Annotated in this window: 19 protein-coding genes; 12 read left to right on the top strand and 7 right to left on the bottom strand. The window is 63.1% G+C overall.

Annotated features, from left to right (window positions below):
• Positions 1-367: 367 nt before the first annotated feature.
• From FW760_RS25035 to FW760_RS25025, 3 genes are read left to right on the top strand one after another with little or no spacing between them, the layout of a single operon-like run.
• Positions 368-1,804: a cytochrome ubiquinol oxidase subunit I gene (locus FW760_RS25035; protein ID WP_043860578.1), complete on the top strand. Its 1,437-nt coding sequence runs from the start codon at positions 368-370 to the stop codon at positions 1,802-1,804.
• Positions 1,805-1,807: 3 nt separating this feature from the next.
• On the top strand, positions 1,808-2,815 hold the full coding sequence (gene cydB / locus FW760_RS25030) for a cytochrome d ubiquinol oxidase subunit II (RefSeq protein WP_043860577.1): 1,008 nt from the start codon (positions 1,808-1,810) through the stop codon (positions 2,813-2,815).
• A 12-nt stretch (positions 2,816-2,827) separates the two neighbouring features.
• Complete coding sequence (locus FW760_RS25025) at positions 2,828-2,983, top strand: DUF2474 domain-containing protein (protein ID WP_043860576.1); 156 nt, start codon at positions 2,828-2,830, stop codon at positions 2,981-2,983.
• A 135-nt stretch (positions 2,984-3,118) separates the two neighbouring features.
• Here the strand turns inward: FW760_RS25025 and FW760_RS25020 are convergent, their stop codons facing one another.
• Positions 3,119-4,243, bottom strand: a complete 1,125-nt coding sequence (locus FW760_RS25020) for a methyltransferase (RefSeq protein ID WP_446444078.1) — start codon at positions 4,241-4,243, stop codon at positions 3,119-3,121.
• A 107-nt stretch (positions 4,244-4,350) separates the two neighbouring features.
• Positions 4,351-5,055, bottom strand: coding sequence for an autoinducer binding domain-containing protein (locus tag FW760_RS25015; RefSeq protein ID WP_274097299.1), 705 nt, complete (start codon positions 5,053-5,055; stop codon positions 4,351-4,353).
• A 245-nt stretch (positions 5,056-5,300) separates the two neighbouring features.
• On the opposite strand from FW760_RS25015, the gene FW760_RS25010 reads away from it, so the two are divergent.
• Complete coding sequence (locus tag FW760_RS25010) at positions 5,301-6,077, top strand: ferredoxin--NADP reductase (protein ID WP_043860573.1); 777 nt, start codon at positions 5,301-5,303, stop codon at positions 6,075-6,077.
• 48 nt (positions 6,078-6,125) lie between these two features.
• On the opposite strand, the gene mscL is transcribed toward FW760_RS25010, so the two are convergent.
• Entirely contained in the window at positions 6,126-6,539 is a 414-nt protein-coding gene (mscL, locus tag FW760_RS25005) for a large-conductance mechanosensitive channel protein MscL (RefSeq protein WP_054916565.1), read from the bottom strand.
• 175 nt (positions 6,540-6,714) lie between these two features.
• Between mscL and radA the strand changes: the two genes are divergently transcribed.
• From radA to FW760_RS24985, 4 genes are all read left to right on the top strand, one after another.
• A complete protein-coding gene (radA, locus tag FW760_RS25000) occupies positions 6,715-8,082 on the top strand; it encodes a DNA repair protein RadA (RefSeq protein WP_116052725.1) in 1,368 nt (455 codons plus the stop codon).
• A gap of 91 nt (positions 8,083-8,173) precedes the next feature.
• On the top strand, positions 8,174-8,425 hold the full coding sequence (locus tag FW760_RS24995; protein WP_043860570.1) for a hypothetical protein: 252 nt from the start codon (positions 8,174-8,176) through the stop codon (positions 8,423-8,425).
• Complete coding sequence (locus tag FW760_RS24990; protein ID WP_104572301.1) at positions 8,422-8,694, top strand: colicin immunity domain-containing protein; 273 nt, start codon at positions 8,422-8,424, stop codon at positions 8,692-8,694. The genes FW760_RS24995 and FW760_RS24990 overlap by 4 nt, the downstream gene beginning before the upstream one ends.
• A gap of 77 nt (positions 8,695-8,771) precedes the next feature.
• Positions 8,772-8,963: a hypothetical protein gene (locus FW760_RS24985; RefSeq protein ID WP_146095003.1), complete on the top strand. Its 192-nt coding sequence runs from the start codon at positions 8,772-8,774 to the stop codon at positions 8,961-8,963.
• Between the two features lie 386 nt (positions 8,964-9,349).
• On the opposite strand, the gene FW760_RS24980 is transcribed toward FW760_RS24985, so the two are convergent.
• Positions 9,350-10,870 carry a nucleobase:cation symporter-2 family protein gene (locus tag FW760_RS24980; RefSeq protein ID WP_104572300.1) on the bottom strand — a complete coding sequence of 507 codons (1,521 nt, stop codon included), beginning with the start codon at positions 10,868-10,870 and terminating at the stop codon, positions 9,350-9,352.
• A gap of 264 nt (positions 10,871-11,134) precedes the next feature.
• A complete protein-coding gene (locus FW760_RS24975) occupies positions 11,135-11,500 on the bottom strand; it encodes a PilZ domain-containing protein (protein ID WP_058540734.1) in 366 nt (121 codons plus the stop codon).
• 197 nt (positions 11,501-11,697) lie between these two features.
• Here FW760_RS24975 and FW760_RS24970 point away from each other — a divergent pair, with 197 nt between their 5' ends.
• From FW760_RS24970 to yjiA, 3 genes are all read left to right on the top strand, one after another.
• Complete coding sequence (locus FW760_RS24970) at positions 11,698-13,764, top strand: carbon starvation CstA family protein (RefSeq protein ID WP_043860566.1); 2,067 nt, start codon at positions 11,698-11,700, stop codon at positions 13,762-13,764.
• 18 nt (positions 13,765-13,782) lie between these two features.
• Positions 13,783-13,980: a YbdD/YjiX family protein gene (locus tag FW760_RS24965; protein WP_043860565.1), complete on the top strand. Its 198-nt coding sequence runs from the start codon at positions 13,783-13,785 to the stop codon at positions 13,978-13,980.
• A 62-nt stretch (positions 13,981-14,042) separates the two neighbouring features.
• A complete protein-coding gene (yjiA, locus tag FW760_RS24960; RefSeq protein WP_178083072.1) occupies positions 14,043-15,026 on the top strand; it encodes a GTPase in 984 nt (327 codons plus the stop codon).
• A gap of 142 nt (positions 15,027-15,168) precedes the next feature.
• On the opposite strand, the gene glyA is transcribed toward yjiA, so the two are convergent.
• Both glyA and FW760_RS24950 read right to left on the bottom strand, forming a co-directional pair.
• Positions 15,169-16,422, bottom strand: a complete 1,254-nt coding sequence (glyA, locus tag FW760_RS24955; RefSeq protein ID WP_043860563.1) for a serine hydroxymethyltransferase — start codon at positions 16,420-16,422, stop codon at positions 15,169-15,171.
• A gap of 208 nt (positions 16,423-16,630) precedes the next feature.
• On the bottom strand, positions 16,631-20,473 hold the full coding sequence (locus FW760_RS24950) for a bifunctional diguanylate cyclase/phosphodiesterase (RefSeq protein ID WP_116052731.1): 3,843 nt from the start codon (positions 20,471-20,473) through the stop codon (positions 16,631-16,633).
• 364 nt (positions 20,474-20,837) lie between these two features.
• On the opposite strand from FW760_RS24950, the gene tssA reads away from it, so the two are divergent.
• Positions 20,838-22,400 carry a type VI secretion system protein TssA gene (gene tssA / locus FW760_RS24945; protein WP_043860561.1) on the top strand — a complete coding sequence of 521 codons (1,563 nt, stop codon included), beginning with the start codon at positions 20,838-20,840 and terminating at the stop codon, positions 22,398-22,400.
• Positions 22,401-22,426 lie beyond the last annotated feature (26 nt).

The raw sequence follows: 22,426 nt of genomic DNA, 5'->3' as shown, positions 1-22,426 counted from the left end.
TACAGAGCCTTTGCGGGGGCGGCGGGGCAGATTATCACCAGTTTGTAACAGCAGGTTGCGAAAGCCGTCATCCCTGTGCGGTAGGCGCACCGATTCGTGTGTGCGTAAAGGGGGTGAGGCAACCGGTCACGCGGCAAACCACCACACAACCATGCGGCCCGTTCAGGACTATGCTTTCAGGCAATCGTTGATCTGGATCAATTGTTGTTTTTGCAACTGTTTCAAATGCAACGATGTGGCCGGAGGGCCGAATTCCCTGCGATTGCAAGTTTTCAGAACAATTCCAACTCGCCGCACTCAATGACGTAGGGGCAGTTGGCGCCAAGGCCGTGACCCTGACGCCGGATAACCTGACAGAGGAAGCACTATGTTCGGATTAGAGGCTCTAGATCTCGCCCGAATCCAGTTTGCGTTTACGATCTCTTTCCACATCCTGTTCCCGGCCATCACCATCGGCCTGGCGAGTTACCTGGCGGTGCTCGAAGGCCTGTGGCTCAAGACCCACAACAGCGTCTACCGCGACCTGTACCACTTCTGGTCGAAGATCTTTGCCGTCAACTTCGGCATGGGCGTGGTCTCCGGCCTGGTCATGGCGTACCAGTTCGGCACCAACTGGAGCCGCTTCTCGGACTTCGCCGGCTCGATCACCGGTCCGTTGCTGACCTATGAGGTGCTCACCGCGTTCTTCCTCGAAGCGGGCTTTCTGGGGGTCATGCTGTTCGGCTGGAACAAGGTCGGGCGCGGCCTGCACTTCTTCGCCACCATCATGGTCGCCGTCGGCACGCTGATCTCCACCTTCTGGATCCTGGCGTCCAACAGCTGGATGCAGACCCCGCAAGGTTATGAAATCGTCAACGGCGTGGTGATCCCGGTCGACTGGTTCGCGGTGATCTTCAACCCGTCCTTCCCCTACCGCCTGGCGCACATGGCCACGGCAGCATTCGTGGCCACGGCCTTCTTCGTCGGCGCCTCGGCCGCCTGGCACCTGCTGCGCGGCAAGGACAACCCGGCGATTCGCAAGATGCTCTCGATGGCCATGTGGATGGCGCTGATCGTGGCGCCGGTGCAGGCGGTGATCGGCGACTTCCACGGGCTCAACACCCTCAAGCACCAGCCGGTGAAGATCGCCGCCATCGAAGGCCACTGGGAAAACGTCGGCGACGAGCCGACCCCGCTGATCCTGTTCGGCATCCCCGATATGAAGAACGAGACCACCCACTTCAAGCTGGAGATCCCGGCGCTGGGCAGCCTGATCCTGACCCACAGCCTGGACAAGCAGGTGCCGGCGATGAAGGAGTTCCCGCCTGAAGACCGGCCCAACTCCACCGTGGTGTTCTGGTCGTTCCGCATCATGGTCGGGCTGGGCATGCTGATGATCGCCGTGGGCCTGTGGAGCCTGTGGCTGCGCAAGCGCGGCACCCTGTACAGCTCGCGCCCGTTCCTCTACCTGACCCTGTGGATGGGCCCGTCCGGGCTGATCGCGATCCTGGCCGGCTGGTTCACCACCGAGGTCGGTCGCCAGCCGTGGGTGGTGTACGGGCTGATGCGTACCGCCGATGGCGTGTCCAACCACAGCTATGCGCAACTGGGCATCACCCTGGTGATGTTCGTGGTGGTGTACTTCGCGCTGTTCGGCGCGGGGCTCGGCTACATGATGCGTCTGGTGCGCAAGGGGCCGGAAACCGGCGAGGGCGACGAGCCGACCCATGGCGGGCCTGGCCAGCAACGCACCCCGGCGCGGCCGTTGTCGGCTGCCGACGACGACCATGCCGACGACCACGCCAGCCTGAGCAAGGGGAACTGACTCATGGGTATTGATCTTCCGCTTATCTGGGCCGTGATCATCATCTTCGGCATCATGATGTACGTGGTGATGGACGGCTTCGACCTGGGCATTGGCATCCTGTTTCCCTTCGTCAAGGGCGAGCGCGACCGCGATGTGATGATGAACACCGTCGCCCCGGTCTGGGACGGCAACGAGACCTGGCTGGTGCTGGGCGGGGCGGCGCTGTTCGGCGCCTTCCCGTTGGCCTATGCGGTGGTGCTCTCGGCGCTGTACCTGCCGTTGATGCTGATGCTGATGGGGCTGATCTTCCGTGGCGTGGCCTTCGAGTTCCGCTTCAAGGCCAAGGCCGACAAGCGCCACCTGTGGGACAAGGCGTTCATCGGCGGCTCGCTGGCCGCGACCTTCTTCCAGGGCGTGGCACTGGGCGCATTCATCGAAGGCTTCAAGGTGGTCGAACGCAACTACGCAGGCGGCTCGCTGGACTGGCTGACGCCGTTCAGCCTGTTCTGCGGGGTGGGGCTGATCGTGGCCTATGCCTTGCTCGGCTGCACCTGGCTGATCATGAAGACCGAAGGCCCGTTGCAGAGCAAGATGCATGACCTGGCGCGCCCACTGGCCTTCGTGCTGCTGGCCGTGACCGGTGTGGTGAGTATCTGGACGCCGTTGGCGCATCCGGACATCGCCACGCGCTGGTTCAGCCTGCCCAACCTGTTCTGGTTCCTGCCGGTGCCGATCCTGGTGCTGGTCACTTTGTACGGGCTGGTGCGGGCGGTGGCACGCCATGCCCACTACACCCCGTTCCTGCTGACGTTGGTGCTGATCTTCCTGGGCTACAGCGGGCTGGGCATCAGCCTGTGGCCGAACATCATCCCGCCGTCGATCTCGATCTGGGACGCCGCAGCGCCGCCGCAGAGCCAGGGCTTCATGCTGGTGGGCACGCTGTTCATCATCCCGTTCATCCTGGGCTACACCTTCTGGAGCTACTACGTGTTCCGCGGCAAGGTGACCCACGACGACGGCTATCACTAGGAGGGCCTGGCAATGACTGGCAAAGACACCTTCGAACCGGAGAAAAAGCCGCTGATGCAGCGCCTGGGCTGGCTGCTGCTGATCTGGGCAGTGAGCGTGGCAAGCCTGGCCGTGGTGGCCTGGCTGATGCGGATGTTCATGGCGGCGGCGGGCTTGAGTACCCACTGAGCCAAGGTATTTCCCATCCCGCCCTGGGCGGGTTTACACCCTGCGCCGCGTGAGCTGCGCAGGTTTTTTTTTGCCTGTCTCGGCCGCCTGGCGCAGGAGCCGCTTGCCGGCGAAGGTGTCGGCTCCGTACCCGGCCTACTTGCGCGCCTTGAGCACCACGAACTTCGGCGTGGCTGCCACCTGCTCCACTCCCCGGAACAATCGCGCCAGCTTGCTGTGATAGCCCAGGTGCCGATTGCCCACGATGTACAGCGCCCCGCCCACCACCAGTGCCTCGCGTGCCTGCTGGAACATGCGCCAGGCGAGAAAGTCCCCCACTACCTGCTGCTGGTGAAACGGCGGGTTGCACAGCACCACGTCCAGGGACTGCGGTGCCTGCCCGGCCAGCCCGTCGTCGGCGCGCACCGCCACGGCTCGCTCGCCCAGCGCCGCCTGCCAGTTCTGCTCGGTCGACTGCACCGCCATGTACGACTCGTCCACCAGGGTGTAGTGCGCCTGCGGGTTGGCCAGCGCGCTGACGATGCCCAGCACGCCGTTGCCGCAGCCAAGGTCGGCCACCCGCGCATCGCCCAGGTCGCGGGGCAGATGTGGTAGGAAGGCACGGGTACCGATATCCAGCCCTTCGCGGCAGAACACATTGGCGTGGTTCACCAGCTCCAGCGGTGGTTGCTCCAGCTTATAACGGGTGGGGTAGGGCGAGGCTGCCGCCGCCCTGGGCTCGGCCGTGGCGATCAGCAGGCGCGCCTTCTTGCGCGCCAGCGATGCCTGCACCGGGCCGATGTACTTCTCCAGCAGGTCGCCGGCTGCCCGTGGCAGGTGCTTGATCATCGCCCCGGCGATTACCTGCGCGCCGGGTGCCAACTGGCCCTGCAGCCGGATCAACTGCTCTTCGAGCAGCGCCAGGGTCTTGGGTACGCGCACCAGCACCCGGTCGAACGGCCCCTGCCAATGCTGGCTGGCGGCGATGAAGGGCACGCTGTCGAATGCCTGGCCATTGCGCACCAGGTTCTTCTCCAGTGCCAGCCGGGCCAGGTAGGAGTCGCCGCTGCCCAGCACCTGGACATGTGCGCGCAGGCTGATGGCCAGCGCGCCGAAGCTGTCGTTGAGTACCAGTACCCGGCTCGTGGCAGGCAGCGCCTGCGCGGCCAGGTGTTCGAGCAGGTACTCGTCGGCCGCGTCGAAGGCCTGCAAGGGGTCGTTGGCGTATTCGGGCTGGCGAAGCAGCTCGAGCTCGGCGAAGGGGGTGATCAACAGGGGCATGGCGTAGGGCTCTGGGCTTTGGCGCGCGCGCTGGGGCTTGGCGCTGGACGGGCGCAGATTCTACAGCGTTTTTGCAGGTGGGGAGGGGGGTGTTGGCGAGCAGAACCTCAGATCAACCCGTACTGGGTGGCGATGGCGACCGCGCTGGTCTTGTTGGTGGTGTTGAGTTTGCTGGTGATGCTGCGGATATGAAAATTGACCGTGCTTCTGGACAGCGTGAGGATGCAACTGATGTCTTCGGCGGTCTTGCCGGCAGCGGTCCACTGCAGCACCTCGCGTTCCCGAGGCGAGAGTGCCTGCAAACGGGCCTTGGGCGGATGCAACTTGGCAACCATCAGGGTGTGCAGCAGGTTGCACAGCCACAGGGTCTGGGCCGACTTTTCGTACAGTTCCGCCATGCTCACTTCGCCCTGCCGGCGTGATACGCACAGCACGCTTTCGTTGCCGCGCAGGTCCTGGGTGCCCTGGCTCCAGCCATGGCACAGGCCATGTTCGCACGCCGTCTGTCGCAACTCGGGGGCTTGCTTGTACAACTGCGGGGACCACAGCACCGGCATGTTCGAATGATGGCAATGCACAAGCACCGGGTCGATGCGCTCGTACTCGTTCTTCTTGTAGAGCTCGTTCCATTCGGCCGGGTAGTTGTTGAACATCATGACCTGCGGGCCTTCGGCGACCGTCCTGCCGTTCAGGCGGTATGCCAGAAACTCCATGTCCAGTTGCTCGGCCAGTGACAGTGCAGTGGCAAACATCTGTTGCTGGTTTTCCTCCTGCGTCAGTTGTTGCAACTGCTCCTGCTTCCAATATGGCATTTGAGCCTCCGTGCACCTTTGCAATTAGTCACCCTGGATCGAGTGTAGGAAAAGTCGCACGCTGTTCTAGGTTTTTTTTGCTATAGAAATGTTCCAGTGCTCTACATAAAAATAGGGTTGTACAACCCGCGTTACATGTTTTGTTACGTGGTTGAAACACATGAGCGTAATGCCATTACATCGCGGCGGTGTTTATCCCGTCAGCTTTGCGCGACACTGTGTTTACCTGAATTGTGGAGCACACCATGACTGCCAGTGCGGAGAAGTTCACCCGCCAGACCCTGCTCGATGTCCAGCCGCTGACCCCCAACCTGTTCAGCCTGCGCGTAACCCGTGATCCCGGTTTTCGGTTCCGGGCCGGCCAGTTTGCTCGCCTGGGCGTGACCCGTGCCGATGGCAGCGTGGTGTGGCGGGCGTACTCGATGGTCTCGTCGCCGTTCGACGAGTACCTGGACTTTTTCTCGATCGTCGTGCCCGGCGGCGAGTTCACCAGTGAGCTGAGCCGGCTGCGCGAGGGTGACCAACTGTTGATCGACCGCCAGGCGTTCGGTTTCCTGACCCTCGATCGCTTCGCCGACGGGCGGGACCTGTGGTTGCTGGCGACCGGTACCGGCATTGCACCCTTCATGTCGATACTGCAGGACTTCGAAGCCTGGGAGCGGTTCGACACCATCAAGCTGGTCTATTCGGTGCGCGAAGCCAGGGAGCTCGCCTATCAGCAAGAGATCGCCGGCCTGGAGCAGCGCGACTACCTGGCCGAACATGCGGGCAAGCTGCAGTTCATTCCGGTGGTCACCCGCGAGCAACACCCGGGTGCGCTGAACGGGCGTATCACCACCCTGATCGAGAACGGCGAACTGGAGCGTGCGGCCGGCCTGGCGCTGACCCCCGAACATTCGCGGGTGATGCTCTGCGGCAACCCGCAGATGATCGACGACACCCGCCAGGTGCTCAAGGCACGTGATCTTCAGCTGAGCCTCAGCCGCCGGCCGGGCCAGGTGGCGGTGGAAAACTACTGGTAGACAGCACAACGGCGCCCGAAGGCGCCGTTACGGTGAGGCAGGCCCGGTTCAGGGCTGCTGGTTCTGCGCCTTGAGCAGGTCGCGGATTTCGCCCAGCAGTTCTTCTTCCTTGGTGGGTACCGGCGGCAGGGTCGGGGCCACCGCTTCTTCGCGTTTGAGGCGGTTGATCACCTTCACGCCCATGAAGATCGCGAAGGCCACGATCAGAAAGTCGATCACCGTCTGGATGAACTTGCCATAGGCCAGCACCACCGCCGGCGCGTCGCCCTCGGCCGCCTTGAGCACCACCGCCAGATCACTGAAGTCCACTCCACCGATCAGCAGGCCCAGGGGTGGCATCACCACATCGCCAACAAACGATGAAACGATTTTGCCGAACGCGGCGCCGATGATGATACCGACGGCCATGTCGACCACGTTGCCCTTGACCGCGAAGGCCTTGAATTCACTGATCACGCCCATGGTTTATTCCCTGTAACAGATGAGATTGGTCATCGCAGTGTAAATCAGCTATGCGCTTCATGCTCCGCGTTGCAGTAAAAGACCCCGGCTATGCCGAATAGTTTTGTCGCCCAGGCGGCGCCCCGCAGCTGGGTCGGCTCGGCTATCATGGCCCCTTTTTCCAGGAGACTGCCCCATGGCCAAGGCCAAGCGCATGTACGGCTGCACCGAGTGCGGCGCGACCTTTCCCAAGTGGGCGGGCCAGTGCGGCGAATGCGGCGCGTGGAACACCCTGGTCGAGACCATGATCGAAAGTGGCGGCGCCGCGGCGCCTGCCGGGCGCACCGGCTGGGCCGGGCAACAGGCGCAGATCAAGACCCTGGCCGAGGTCAGTGTCGAGGAGATCCCGCGTTTCAGCACCGCCAGCGCCGAGCTGGACCGCGTGCTCGGTGGCGGCCTGGTCGATGGATCGGTGGTGCTGATTGGCGGTGACCCGGGCATCGGCAAGTCCACCATCCTGCTGCAGACCCTGTGCAACATTGCCACGCGCATGCCGGCGCTGTACGTCACCGGGGAAGAATCCCAGCAGCAGGTGGCCATGCGTGCCCGTCGCCTGGGCCTGCCGCAGGATCAGTTGCGGGTGATGACCGAGACCTGCATCGAAACCATCATTGCCACCGCGCGGGTCGAAAAGCCCAAGGTGATGGTGATCGACTCCATCCAGACCATCTTCACCGAACAGTTGCAGTCGGCGCCCGGTGGCGTGTCGCAGGTACGCGAGAGTGCCGCCTTGCTGGTGCGCTATGCCAAGCAGAGCGGCACGGCGATCTTCCTGGTCGGCCACGTGACCAAGGAGGGCGCGTTGGCCGGGCCGCGGGTACTGGAACACATGGTCGACACCGTGCTGTATTTCGAGGGCGAGTCCGACGGTCGCCTGCGCCTGCTGCGCGCGGTGAAGAACCGCTTTGGTGCGGTCAACGAACTGGGCGTGTTCGGCATGACCGACCGCGGCCTCAAGGAAGTCTCCAACCCGTCGGCGATCTTCCTGACCCGTGCCCAGGAGGAAGTGCCGGGCAGCGTGGTGATGGCCACCTGGGAAGGTACCCGGCCGATGCTGGTGGAGGTGCAGGCGCTGGTGGATGAAAGCCACATGGCCAACCCGCGCCGTGTGACCCTGGGCCTGGACCAGAACCGCCTGGCCATGTTGCTGGCGGTGCTGCATCGCCATGGCGGCATCCCCACCCACGACCAGGACGTGTTCCTCAACGTGGTGGGCGGGGTCAAGGTACTGGAGACCGCGTCGGACCTGGCCTTGATGGCGGCGGTGATGTCGAGCCTGCGCAACCGCCCGCTGCCACACGACCTGCTGGTGTTCGGCGAGGTGGGCCTGTCTGGTGAAGTGCGCCCGGTGCCGAGCGGGCAGGAGCGCCTGAAGGAGGCCGCCAAGCACGGCTTCAAGCGCGCCATCGTGCCCAAGGGCAACGCGCCCAAGGAAGCGCCGCCGGGGCTGCTGGTGATTGCGGTGACGCGCCTGGAGCAGGCGTTGGATGCGTTGTTTGAATAAAATGTAATCAATTTGCCATGATGGCTAATTGGCACCATTGTTCTGTCTCTCTACTATCGCGCCTTCGTTTTTTGCTTCCAGGGATGGGAAGATGGCGTTTTTGGTATCTGGCACAAAGCTGTCCTGCTTCTGGCTGTTGTTGGGCATCCTTGCTGGCCCTGTATCGGCCGCGAGCTTGCCGGGTGACCAGGAACTGATTCGCGAGCGTCAGGGGCGGTTGCTTGAAGAGCAGCAGCGGCGCCTGCAGGAACTTAAGGAGCTGCCTGGCAGCACCGCCCCAACCCAGACTGCACCGGCGCCGGCCGATGCCCGCTGCTTTATTAAATATGGAGTTTTGCGATGAGTCTTACTATCTTGGAGTTTGCAAGATCGTATGTCGCAGGAAGACTGACAGCCAAAGTTTTTTCGGAGGCGTATATTGAGCTTTGGAAAATTGAGCGAGATAGGAATGTCCTTCAGCTCGATGAGCCTTCGTTGAGCGAGTGCTTGTCCAGCATTTTTTGTGCTGCGGATATGTACGAGCCAGATGAATCAAGGGAAGAGTATGAATTTGACGATGAAATGCTTAAATCTAAGGTCGCGAGCTTGATGCAAAAAATAGTCACTGATTAGTTTGTGCAAAAGCAACCTCTCCTCTCGCAGCAGATCTTGGAAAGGCTTCATTTGATGCTGCTAATGGGGGGCTAGCAATGTACTTCCCGAAAGTGACGATGAATGCCGGTGAGGTCATATTTGATGACTTTACTGTTGGTACACCGAAAGGTTTTATTGGCAATGGTCACGGTGGGGCTGCCGAGTTAGTCGGGCCGCTTAAAAAACTCCTACAACATACCCAATCTCAAGGAGGCAAGACGGTCACTATTAAAGGCTGTTATGCATGAGGAAGGCGCAGCATTAGGGGCTGGAAAAGTGGGGGCGGTTCTCTTTTAGTTTTCCCCGCTACCAAAGAAGGTCTTAGAGATTTTTTGAAGAGTCTCAAATAGATGGGTCATCAAAAAACAGTATGCAAGCATCTTGAAAGTCTTATTGTGTCTGGTTGTGGAGATTATATGTCTCTCAGTTATGATTTAAGTTAGGGGCGTATCGAATAGATTTCGATGGCGGCGTTTTGAAGTTTTTTGAAAAGGATATAATTGTAAGTCGTCAGAAATAAAACATTGAAGTGTTGTGTCCTGATATTTATAAAATTCGCTTTCCGATGGCCAACAGGCACACACAAAAAGGGCCGGTGCACGTGCACCAGCCCTTCCTCATCAACCGAGCACTATCAATGCTCAGCCACCGTCTCTCGCCTCACTACCTGCCCCTCATGCTCATCCTTCTCCAGCAACGGAATCTCCTTGCCCTCGGCATCGAACAGCTTGCCGTCTTCGAAGTAGTCGCCGTCACGCAGCCCGGAAATGTCCGAGTAGTTCAGCGTGCGCTCGGAGGCGGCCACGAACACCGACTGATGATCGGAGTTGCCGGTCTTGAAGTGGTTGAACACCAGGTTCAGCAGAATCGCCATGATCGCCGACGAGCTGATGCCGGAGTGGAAGATGGTCTCGAACCAGTTCGGGAACTGCGCGTAGAAGTTGGGCGCGGCAATCGGGATCATGCCGAAGCCCAGTGAGGCGGCCACGATGATCAGGTTCATGTTGTTGCGGTAGTCCACCTTGGACAGCGTGCGGATACCACTGGCCGCCACGGTGCCGAACAGCACGATCCCCGCGCCACCCAGTACCGAGGTCGGTACGGCGGCAATCACCCGGCCCATGATCGGCAGCAGGCCCAGCACCACCAGGATCACGCCACCGGTAGCCACCACGTAGCGGCTCTTCACCCCGGTCACGGCCACCAGGCCGACGTTCTGGGCGAATGCGCTCTGGGTGAACGAACCGAAGATCGGCGCCAGGATGCTCGAGGCCATGTCGGCACGCAGGCCATCGCCCAGGCGCTTGGAGTCGACCTTGGTGTCGATGATCTCACCTACCGCGAGGATGTCGGCCGAGGTTTCCACCAGGGTCACCATGATCACGATGCACATCGACAGGATGGCCGCGATATGGAAGGTCGGCATGCCGAAGTGGAATGGGGTAGGGAAGGCCACCAGCGGACCTTCGAGCACCTTGCTGAAATCAGCCATGCCCAGCGACCAGGCGATCAGGGTGCCGAACACCATCGCCAGCAGGATCGACAGCCGCGAGATCGCCGCGCTGCCCAGCTTGCTCAGTATCAGCACGATCAGGAAGGTCACCGCCGCCAGGCCGATGTTGGACATGCTGCCGAAGTCCGGTGCCTTGCTGTTGCCGCCCATGACCCAGCGCGCCGCGACCGGCATCAGGGTCAGGCCGATGGTGGTGATCACGATGCCGGTCACCAGTGGCGGGAAGAACTTGGTGATGCGCGAGAACACCGGGGTGATCAGAAACCCGATCAACGAGGCCGCCATCACCGCACCCAGCACCCCCGGCAGGCCGCCGCCGCCCTCGCTGCTGAGAATCGCGCCCATGGTGGCCACGCCGGCAAACGAAACGCCCTGTACCAGCGGCAACTGGCAACCGAAGAACGGCAGGCCCAGGGTCTGCAGCAGGGTCGCCAGGCCACCGGCAAACAGCGATGCGGCAATCAGCAGGCCGATGTCGGCCGGGCCCAGGCCGGCCGCCTGGCCGAGAATCAGCGGTACCGCGACGATACCGCCGTACATGGTGAGTACGTGTTGCAGCCCGTACGCCAGGTTGGCGCCGAGCCCCAGGTTCTCGTCTTCAGGACGTGATGCCGTGGACGTGTCGGGGGAGGACGTAGTCATGGGAGCAGGTTCTCTGTTTTATTGTTGTGGCGCTACTGTAGACAACTCGTGCCATTCATTGCCAGAACAATTGTATACAATTTTTAGATTGGCACAGGAACAGTCAGGTCATTGGTTTGGGTGCAGGCGTGGATGCAGTTATCGTTCCAACACGCAGCACCAGGCCCGCCAGGGCTGGGTCCGGTGGCATGAACGGCTGTTTGAAAGCTGTCTGGGTGGACAGGAAGGCGGGGCGGGGTCAGGTCGGTAGCGGGCTAAAAGATTTCAAATGTCGATGAGTTGATGGAATTCGCGCTCCAGTTCGGTGCGATCGGCCAGGTTGAGCTCCACCAGGCGGCACAGGTGCTCCAGCGAATCGAGGTCGATGTGCTCGCAGATAAACCCCAGCTGGGTGTCGTCGACATGGCGCAGTTCCACCGTCATGGTGACAAACGCCTCTTCACCCAGGCGTATCTGCGCAGCGAACGGCCGCTCGAGGTCGGCGTCCCAGGCCTTGGGCGCCTCGATCAGCAGGCCCTTGAGCGACAGGTCGAGCAGGTTGACCGGCCAGCGTCGTTCGCCCTGGAGCAGTTCGGTCGGTGCATCGAAGGGTATGCGCTGGAAGCGCCGGCGTTCTGGGTGATCGCTCATGGTGGAGGCCCTTTGCAGTAGAACCTGGCTGGAACCTGACTGACTATAGCTCAGGGCTTGCCAGCATGATCGCGAACGCGCATAACGAGACTGTGGGCGGGCCTGCAGGCTCTAGACCAAAGCAAGTATGGCAATGCGCCAAGACTCGCCCTAGACTCGATGGGCGGTCTTTCATATCCACTAGCTGGAAGCAAACCATGAACAACAATAATAGCCTGCTACGCCATATACCGTGGCTGCTGCTGGCAGTCCTGGGGGCCTGTGCGCTGGGTGTGGTTGCCCTGCGCCGTGGCGAAGCGATCAACGCCTTGTGGATTGTGGTTGCCTCGGTAGCCCTCTACCTGGTCGCCTACCGTTACTACAGTCTGTTCATCGCCACCAAGGTGATGCAGCTGGACCCGCGCCGGGCCACCCCGGCGGTGCTCAACAACGATGGTCTGGACTACGTGCCGACCAACAAGCACATCCTGTTCGGTCACCACTTCGCGGCCATCGCCGGCGCCGGCCCGCTGGTGGGCCCGGTACTGGCTGCGCAGATGGGCTATCTGCCCGGTACGCTCTGGCTGATCGCCGGCGTGGTACTGGCCGGTGCAGTGCAGGACTTCATGATCCTGTTCCTGTCCACCCGCCGCAACGGTCGCTCGCTGGGCGACATGGTGCGTGAGGAAATGGGCCGCATTCCCGGCACCATCGCCCTGTTCGGCTGCTTCCTGATCATGATCATCATCCTTGCGGTGCTGGCGCTGATCGTGGTCAAGGCCCTGGCCGAAAGCCCATGGGGCATGTTCACGGTGATGGCGACCATCCCCATCGCGATGTTCATGGGCGTGTACATGCGTTATATCCGCCCGGGCCGCATCGGCGAGATCTCGCTGATCGGTGTGGTGCTGCTGTTGCTGTCCATCTGGCTGGGGGGCCTGGTGGCCGCCGATCCGGTGTGGGGCCCGGCGTTCACCTTCACCGGCGTGCAGATCACCTGGATGCTTGTGGGCTATGGCTTCGTCGCCGCCGTGCTGCCGGTGTGGCTGGTGCTGGCGCCGCGTGACTACCTCTCTACCTTCCTCAAGATCGGTACCATCATTGCCCTGGCCATCGGCATCCTGGTGCTGGCGCCCGAGCTGAAGATGCCGGCGCTGACCCAGTTCACCGACGGCACCGGCCCGGTGTGGAAGGGCACCCTGTTCCCGTTCCTGTTCATTACCATCGCCTGTGGCGCGGTATCGGGCTTCCATGCGCTGATCTCCTCGGGCACCACGCCCAAGCTGCTGGACAACGAAGTCAACGCCCGCTACATCGGCTATGGCGGCATGCTGATGGAGTCGTTCGTCGCGATCATGGCCATGGTTGCCGCCTCGGTGATCGAGCCGGGCGTGTACTTCGCCATGAACAGCCCGGCCGCGGTGGTCGGTGCCGACGTGGTGTCGGTGGCGCAGACAGTCAGCAGCTGGGGCTTTGCCATCACCCCCGAGCAACTCGAGGCGGTCGCCCGGGACATCGGCGAGCACACCGTGCTGGCCCGTGCCGGTGGTGCGCCGACCCTGGCGGTGGGTATCGCACAGATCCTGCACCAGGTACTGCCGGGTGAAAACACCATGGCGTTCTGGTACCACTTCGCGATCCTGTTCGAAGCCCTGTTCATCCTCACTGCGGTAGACGCCGGTACGCGTGCCGGGCGCTTCATGCTGCAGGACCTGCTGGGCTCGTTCGTGCCGGCGCTCAAGCGCACCGAGTCGTGGGGCGCCAACCTGCTCGCCACCGCCGGCTGTGTGGCGTTGTGGGGCTACCTGCTGTACCAGGGCGTGATCGACCCGCTGGGTGGCATCAACACCTTGTGGCCGCTGTTCGGCATCTCCAACCAGATGCTGGCCGGTATCGCGCTGATGCTCGGCACCGTGGTGCTGATCAAGATGAAGCGCCAGCAGTACATGTGGGTCACCCTGGTGCCGGCGGTATGGCTGCTGATCTGCACCACCACCGCAGGCTTCATCAAGCTGTTCGACCCGAACCCGGCGGTGGGCTTCCTGGCCCTGGCCAACAAGTACAGCGCGGCGCTGGACGCCGGTCAGGTACTGGCCCCGGCCAAGGACATCGCGCAGATGCAGCACGTGATCTTCAACGCGTACACCAACGCGACGCTGACCGCGCTGTTCCTGTTCGTGGTGTTCAGCATCCTGTTCTTCGCGCTCAAGGTCGGTATCCGCGCCTTGAACAAGAAAGAACGTACCGACAAGGAATCGCCGTTCCAGGCCTTGCCGGACGCGTAAACCAAGAGGATTGCAGACATGTTCAACGATCTCGGTCGACTGGGTAAGTACCTGGGGCAGGCAGCCCGCCTGATGGTCGGCATGCCCGACTACGACAATTACGTCGAGCATATGCAAACCCGGCACCCCGACCTGCCGCCGATGACCTACGAGGAGTTCTTCCGGGAACGCCAGGAGGCGCGCTACGGCGGCAAGGGCGGGCCCAAGTGCTGTTGAAAGACGGCACCGCCCGCGTGTGACAAACCTGTGGGAGCCCGGGCAGCCGGGCTCCCACAGTCATTTCAGTGTTCAGGAGATTTTCCGTGCAACCCATTCCCGTCACCGTGCTCAGCGGTTTTCTGGGGGCCGGCAAGACCACCTTGCTGCGCCACCTGCTCAAGGCCGAGCACGGCCTGAAAATCGCCGTGATCGAAAACGAGTTCAGCGACGCCGGCATCGACACCCAACTGCTGGGCGACGAACCGGTGCAGGTCATGACCCTGGCCAACGGCTGCGTGTGCTGCACCATCCACACCGACCTGACCAAGGCGCTGTTCCTGCTGCTGGAGCGTCTGGACAGCGGCGAAATCGCCTTCGACCGGCTGGTGATCGAGTGCACCGGCCTGGCCGACCCGGCACCGGTGGCGCAGACCTTCTTCATCGACGAAGAGCTGCGCGAGCGCTACATCCTCGACGGCATCATCACCCTGGTGGATGCCGCGCATGCCGACCTGCACCTGACCCAGACCATCGCCCAGGCCCAGGTCGGGTTTGCCGATCGCCTGCTGGTGAGCAAGACCGACCTGGTCGATGCGACCGCGTTCGAGGCTTTGAGCCAGCGCCTGGCGCGGATCAACCGACGTGCGCCGATCCGTGTGGTGGACAACGGCAGGATCGACCTGGCCGAGATGCTGGATGTGCGCGGGTTCAACCTCAACGCCAGCCTCAACCTGCGGCCTGTTGTGGCGGCGGGCAACAGCCTGGACCGGATCTCCAGCATGGTGCTGCGTACCGATGTGCCGCTGGATATCGACCGGCTGAGCGAGTTCATGAACCAATTGCTGGAGGCGCATGGCAAGCAGCTGTTGCGCTACAAGGGCGTGTTGAACATTGCTGGCGAGGATCGGCGGCTGGTGTTTCAGGGCGTGCTGAAGCTCTATGGCTTCGACTGGGATACCGAGTGGGCCGAAGGCGAACAGCGCGAGAGTGTGATGGTGTTCATTGCCGATGACCTGCCCGAGGCGAAGATTCGCGAGGGGTTCGAGGCCTTGGGTCGCCCCTGAGGGCCCATCGCGGGTCAAGCCCGCTCCCACAGGTTTACTACCCATCTGGAGGGCTATGAAATCCTGTGGGAGCGGGCTTGACCCGCGATGCCACAAAAAAGCCCGGCTGGGAGCCGGGCTTTTTCACATCAGGTACCTGCGATCAGTTGCCGTACACCGGCAGCTTGGCGCAGATGGCCTTGACCTTCTCGCGAACGGCGTCGATCACCGCTTCGTTGTTCAGGTCGTCCAGGATGTCGCAGATCCAGCCCGCCAGTTCCTTGCACTCTGCTTCCTTGAAGCCGCGAGTGGTCACGGCCGGGGTGCCGAAGCGCAGGCCGGAAGTGACGAACGGGGAGCGTGGGTCGTTTGGCACGGAGTTCTTGTTGACGGTGATGAAGGCTTTGCCCAGGGCAGCGTCTGCGTCCTTGCCGGAGATTTCCTGCTTGATCAGCGACAGCAGGAACAGGTGGTTTTCAGTACCGCCCGACACCACGTCGAAGCCGCGCTCGATGAACACGCCGGCCATGGCCTGGGCGTTCTTCACCACTTGCTGCTGGTAGGCCTTGAACTCAGGCTGCAGCGCTTCCTTGAAGCAGATCGCCTTGGCCGCGATCACGTGCTCCAGCGGGCCGCCCTGGGCGCCCGGGAATACCGCGGAGTTCAGCTTCTTCTCGATGTCGGCGTTGGCACGGGCCAGGATCAGGCCGCCACGTGGACCGCGCAGGGTCTTGTGGGTGGTGGTGGTGACCACGTCGGCGAACGGCACCGGGTTCGGGTACACGCCAGCGGCGACCAGGCCAGCCACGTGGGCCATGTCGACGAACAGGTAGGCACCGACCTTGTCGGCGATTTCGCGGAAGCGCGGGAAGTCCAGCACCTGCGAGTAGGCCGAGAAACCGGCCACGATCATTTTCGGCTTGTGCTCGACCGCCAGGCGCTCGACTTCGTCGTAGTCGATCAGGCCGTTGGCGTCGATGCCGTACTGGATGGCGTTGTACAGCTTGCCCGAGGACGACACGGCCGCGCCGTGGGTCAGGTGGCCGCCGTGGGCCAGGCTCATGCCCAGGATGGTGTCACCGGCCGACAGCAGGGCCAGGTAGACGGCAGCGTTGGCCTGGGAGCCGGCGTGCGGCTGCACGTTGGCGTAGTCGGCGCCGAACAGCTGCTTGGCGCGGTCGATGGCCAGTTGCTCGACCACGTCGACGTATTCGCAGCCACCGTAGTAGCGCTTGCCCGGGTAGCCTTCGGCGTACTTGTTGGTCAGTACCGAGCCTTGAGCTTCCATCACCGCAGGGCTGGTGTAGTTTTCCGAAGCGATCAGCTCAATGTGCTCTTCCTGGCGCTGAGCTTCTTGCTCCATGGCGGCAAAGAGATCGGCGTCGTACTTGGCAATGGTCAAATCACGGCTGAACATGGCGGTCCTCAAGGATCGTGCTGAAATAGGCGGGCATTCTACCTCATCGGCTTTTGTCTGGCATATGAAAGGGCATCATGTCGCAGACAAGCGGGGCTCATTCAGGCTCGGTGTGAACTTATCGCGGGTCAAGCCCGCTCCCACAGGTCTGGTATCCGCTCTCGGGGGCCGAGAACATCCTGTGGGAGCGGGCTTGACCCGCGATGCGTCATTCGAACATGAACAACGTTTCGTTGCTGAACTGCGCCTCGAACTGGTTGGCCGGCATCGGCCGCCCGAACAGGTAGCCCTGCACCTCGTCGCAACCGTGCTCGCGCAGAAACTCCAGTTGCTCATGGGTCTCCACACCCTCGGCGATCACCGCCAGGTTCAGGCTGTGGGCCATGGCGATGATGGCGCGGGCGATCTGCGCATCCTGCTCGCCCTCGGGCAGACCGTCGACGAAGGTGCGGTCGATCTTGAGCACGTCGATGGGGAACTGCTTGAGGTAGTTGAGCGACGAGTAGCCGGTGCCGAAGTCGTCTACCGCAATGCTCAGCCCCAGATTCTTCAGGCTGTCGAGGATCACCATCGCCTCGTTCACCTCGCGCATCAGGATGCTTTCGGTCAGTTCCAGCTCCAGGCACGCCGGCGGCAGCCCGGTATCGGCCAGGATGGTGGCGATGCGCGTGCCCAGTTGGCCATCGGAGAACTGGCGCGCCGAAATGTTCACCGACACCTTGGGCACTCGCACCTTGGCCTGGTGCCAGGCCTTGAGCTGGCGGCAGGCTTCGCTGATGACCCAGTCGCCCACGTCCACCACCAGCCCCAGCTCCTCGATCACCGGGATGAAGTCGCCCGGCGGCACCAGCCCGCGGCGCGGGTGGCGCCAGCGCAGCAGGGCCTCGGCACCGGTCAGACGCTTGCCGTCGCCGCTGAACTGCGGCTGGTAGTAGAGGATGAACTCGTTCTGCTCCAGCGCATGACGCAGGTCGCTTTCCAGCTCCAGGCGCTCCAGCGCACTGGCGTTCATGTCGGCCTGGTAGAACTGGAAGTTGTTCTTGCCGCGCTCCTTGGCGTGGTACATCGCGGTGTCGGCGTTCTTCATCAGCTGGCTCAGCTCGCTGCCGTCCTGCGGGCTGAGGGCGATGCCGATGCTGGCAGTGACGAAGAACTCGCGGTTCTCCAGCACGAACGGTCGCACCAGGCTGCCCAGGATCTGCTCGGCCACGTGGATCGCGCGGTTGAGCGCGATTTCGCGGGTGGCCTTGGGTTGCAGCAGCAAGGTGAATTCATCGCCGCCCATGCGTGCCACGGTGTCGTCGTCGTGTACGCAGTCGAGCAGGCGTTCGGCCATGTCCTTGAGCATGCGATCGCCTGCGGCATGCCCCAGGGAGTCGTTGATCGGCTTGAAACGGTCCAGGTCCAGGAACATCAGCACCACCCAGGCCTTCTGCCGCTCGGCCTGCTGCAGCGCGGTGTGCAGGCGGTCCTGGAACAGCGTGCGGTTGGGCAGGTGGGTCAGGGCGTCGTAGTAGGCCAGGCGGTGAATGCGCTGTTCGCTGGCCTTGCGCTCGCTGATGTCGGTGAAGAAGCACACGTAGCTGGCCAGGTCACCCTCGTCGTCGAGCACCGCGGTGATGCCGACCCACGCCGGGTAGTGCTCGCCGCTGCGGCGCTTGAGCCAGACCTCGCCCTCCCAGGTGCCGCGCTGGTGCAGTTGCTTGAGCACGTAGTTGAGGTGGGCTTCCTGCTGTTCGTCGACGGTGAGCAGGCTCGGCAACTGGTCGAGCACGTCGCTCACCGCGTAGCCGCTGACCCGGCTGAAGGCTTCGTTGGCCTGCACGATGTAGCCGGCCGGGTCGGTGATCAGGATCGCCGAGGTGGAATGCTCGAACACCGTGGCGGCCATGCGCAGGTCTTTCTCGGCGCGGCGTTGCTGGCTGATGTCGCGGCCGACGCCCAGGATGCCCTCGAAATGGTTGTGCTCGTCCCACACCAGTACCACGCGCAGCTCGATCGGGATCTTGCGGCCGTCGGCGCGCAGACAGTCGAACAGGAACAGCTGGGTGGTCACCTCGGTGCGCAGGCGCTCCAGCGCGGCGGGTTCCTCGAGGGCCCGCTTGACCCGTTCGAACAGGGTGAACACGCCGGTCAGCTGCGCCGGGTTGGCAATGGTCGACTGCCAGCCGTTGGCGAAGATCCACGGCACGTCGTAGCCCAGTACCGTCTGCACCGAGGGGCTGACGTAGTTGAGCTGCAACTGCGGGTCGGTGGAGAAGATCACGTCGCTGATGCTCTCGGCGAGCATGCGGTAGCGCTGCTCGCTGTCGCGCAGCGACTCGCTCGCCTCGATCTGGTCGGTGACGTCCTTGCCCACCCCGATGATGCGCAGCACCGTGCCGTCAGGGTCGCGGGTCAGGGCCTGTTCGCGAATGTCGTAGCGCCGCCAGCTCTGGTCGTGGTGAAGAAAACGCAGTTGGCAATGCAACTGCTCCACATAGCCGCTCTGGCGCTGCTGCTGGCGCATCTGGCGAAACAGCTCGGCGTCCTGCGGGTGCAGCAGCACTTCCCAGAAGTACTCGCCCATCTGCGCCAGCTCGCTGCGCGAATAGCCCAGGGTCTGGCCCAGGTGGCGGTTGCTGAAGATCATGCGCAGGCTGTGCACATCCTGCACGTACAGCTGGTCGGGCACGGTGCGCACCACGTCCGACCAGAAGCTTTCGCGCTCCAGCAGCGACAGCTCCACGCGCTTGCGGCTGGTGATATCGCTGATGCTCAGGATCACGGCCTGGTAGTCACGCCGTGCCTGGGGGAAGCGCACCATCAGCCACAGGTGCTGGTCCTGGCCCTGGGGGTCGCTGAGCCGCACTTCCAGCTCCAGCAGGCGCAGGTCCTGCACCACTGCCTCGACCAACTGCATGCCCACCCCTTCGGCGCCCGGCGAGTGGCCTTCGATCAGGCGCTGCCAGGCGCTCTCGCAGCAGCCGGCGCCCAGCAGTTGCAGGGCCACCTGATTGACTTCGGTAACCTTCAGCTCGCCCAGCAGGCTGTGGCGCAGCGATACATCCCGGGCCAGGCGCTGGGCCAGCTCGGCTGTGCTGCGCAGGCGCAGGCGTTCCAGCAGTTCGGTCAGCCCCGACAGGTCGAGTACGCACAAGGCCACGCCCGTGCCTTCGAAGATGTCCTGATAGCGTCGCCGACCTTCCTGCAGGGCGCGGTGACGGCGGCGCATGCTGATCAGCGCCAGCAGCGGGATCAGCGCGCACACCAGGCCCAGCACGCACTTGCCGATCAAGGCCGGCAGCAGTTGCTGGCGGCTGTAGGCGGCATCGAACAGGCCGCGCAGTTGCCAGTCGCTGTTGTCCAGGTACGCCAGCAGCACGCTTTGCGGCGGCTCGATGCTGGCGTCGCGCGCATCGAGCGGCGGCGCGTGGCGATCGATGACCTGAGCCGTGCGGCTGTTTTCCAGCAGCCACAGCGGTGGCGCGGCGTGGTCCAGGGGTTGGCTCAGTTGCTGGTAGTACTCCGGGGCCAGGCGCAGCAGCCAATAGCCACGGGTGTCGCTGTCGGGGTGCTGCAGCAGCAGGTAGACCAGGCTGTTGTCGTCGCTGTTGCTGAAGTAGTACGGGCGCTCCTGGCCCAGGTGCAGCAGCTCCTGGAGCGCCTTGCGGTCGGCACTGATGCCCGCGCTGTCGCGCAGCAACGCGCCCTGGGCGTCCACCCACACCAGGCTGCGCAGGGCGGGCAGGCGTGCGTGCAGGTGTTCGAGCAGCGGCGGCAGGTCGGTGACGGCCGGTGCGGCAGGGTAGGGTTGCAGCAGGGTGAGGGCTTTTTGCGCGTTCAATGCCAGGCTCAGGTTGAGCTGGCTGGCCAGTTCGGCACTTGCATCCAGGCTCTGCTGGCGGCGATCGGCCTGGGTATGGCGGAACTGTTCGAACACCTGCCAGAACAGCAGCGCGAGCAACAGCAGCACCAGTATGGCCAACGCGCCTTTGAGCGAGCCACGCAAGGGCGAACCGGACGCACTCGTGGCTTTGCGCGGGGATGAAGGCTGAGTCAGATTGGTCAAACGCTGTTCCTGCGTGAGGCTGTGGCAGGTGATCGCTACGCAGCGACAAGCGGCGCAGTGTGCGGTAGTCCTGTCGCATCCCGGTTCCAGGCGCGCACTATAAGCTGCACGCCCGAAGGGCGGCTAGCATGCCTTGAAGTGTGGCAAAGTGCCAGTCCTGTTCGTCAGCGGAATGGTTTCCTGCTTTTTGATACAAATTGCACACGCTGTGTTGATTGCAATGTGCCATTTCCCTATCTAGGATGTGCCCCCTCACTTAAGGCAGCGAACCCACGGATGGGTGTTTGACGCTGTTTTGGTAGGCCCCGTGCCGCCTGGGCTTTTTCGGCCGGCGCGGGGCCTGCAGTCCAACTACAGGCCAAGGATGTCCTACTCAAGCAAGTTGCACGCTCGTTACCACGAGGTTGCCCGGCAGGCTGTATCACCAGACTGTTTTGCGGGCGAGGACGTGCGTTTTTCCAGTGAGTACGAAGCACTGGAAGGCGAGTTGAACAAGGCTCAGTCCGTTCACGAGAGCGGCCAGATCGACTGGCTCCGCGTGCTCGAGAACAGCGAGACGCTGCTGCGCACACAGTCCAAGGACCTGCGGGTTGCCGCCTGGTTGACGTGGGCGTTGTATCAACGCGAATCCTTCCCGGGCCTGCTGGCCGGCGTGGGGCTGTTGCAGCACCTGTGCGAGCAGCACTGGGCGCAGGTGCACCCGGCCAAGCCACGCACGCGGGCCGCGGCCATCGGCTGGCTGGTGCCGCGCCTGGAGCAGGTACTGGGTGAAAATGTCGCGATCAAGGAGCAACTGGCGCTGTTCCGCCGCCTGGTCGACAGCCTGCAGGCGCTCGATGCAGCCCTGACCACGCACCTGGGCGATGAGGCGCCGCTGTTGCTGCCGTTGTGCCGACGCCTGTCGAGCATGGTGCAACGTGCTGCCGACAATCAGCCCGAACCCGGTGCCGTGGGCGCGGTCGTGGCCCAGGTCAAGCAGGCCGCCACCCAGTTGCTCACCCCCGGCGCCCCCGTCGACAGCGAAAAAGACGCGCACAAGGTGTTACGCACCCTGCAGGATGGCGCTCGACCGTTATCGAACTGGTGGCTCAAGCAGAAGGCCACCGACGTGCGCGCCTTGCGCCTCAACCGCACGCTGTTGTGGTTGCAGATCGACGCGGTGCCCGAGCGCAATGCCGAACAGGTGACCGTGCTGCGCGGGTTGCCGGTCGACCGCCTGAAGATCTACCAGGAACGCTTTGCCAACGGCCAGTACGCCGACCTGCTGATGGAGCTCGAAGCCAGCCTGGCCAAGTCGCCGTTCTGGTTCGACGGCCAGCGCATGGTCTGGGAGTGCCTGCTGGAGCTCAACGCCGAGCAGGGCATGCGCGAGGTGGAGTTCCACTTCGCGCAACTGCTGCAGCGCCTGCCCGGGGTGGTGGAGCTGCGCTTTCATGACGGCACGCCGTTTGCCGACCCGGCGACGCGGGGCTGGATCAACGCCAGCGTCATGCCGCACCTGCAGAGCACCAGCGCACCGCGCAAGGTCGAGACCGACCTCGCGACCAGCCTGCCACCCTGGGAGCTGGCCCTGGAGGCGGTGCTGCCCGTGCTGCGCAAGGACGGCCTCAAGCCTGCCGTGCAGATACTCAAGCAGGGCATGCAGGCGGCTCAAGGCGGGCGTGTGCGCTTTTTCTGGCAGCTCAGCCAGGCGCGGCTGTGCTTTCTGGCCAAGAAGTACGAACTGGCCAAGACCCAGCTCGAAGCCCTAGATCACGAACTGCAACAGGCCGGCCTGCATCAGTGGGAGCCGGACCTGGCACTGGAAGTACTGCGTCTGCTGCACAGCTGTTGTGAGCTGCTGCCGCAGAACCACGCCGTGCGCGAACGCAAGGATGAGGTTTATCGCAGGCTGTGCCACCTCGACCTCGAAGTGGTACTCGACTAGGCCCCCGGGCCGCAAACGCAAGGAGA

The sequence above is a fragment of the Pseudomonas sp. 1176_21 genome (genome assembly GCF_052850635.1).
The sequence above is the reverse complement of the archived record's forward strand: the minus strand, read 5'-3'. Positions and strand labels throughout refer to the sequence as shown.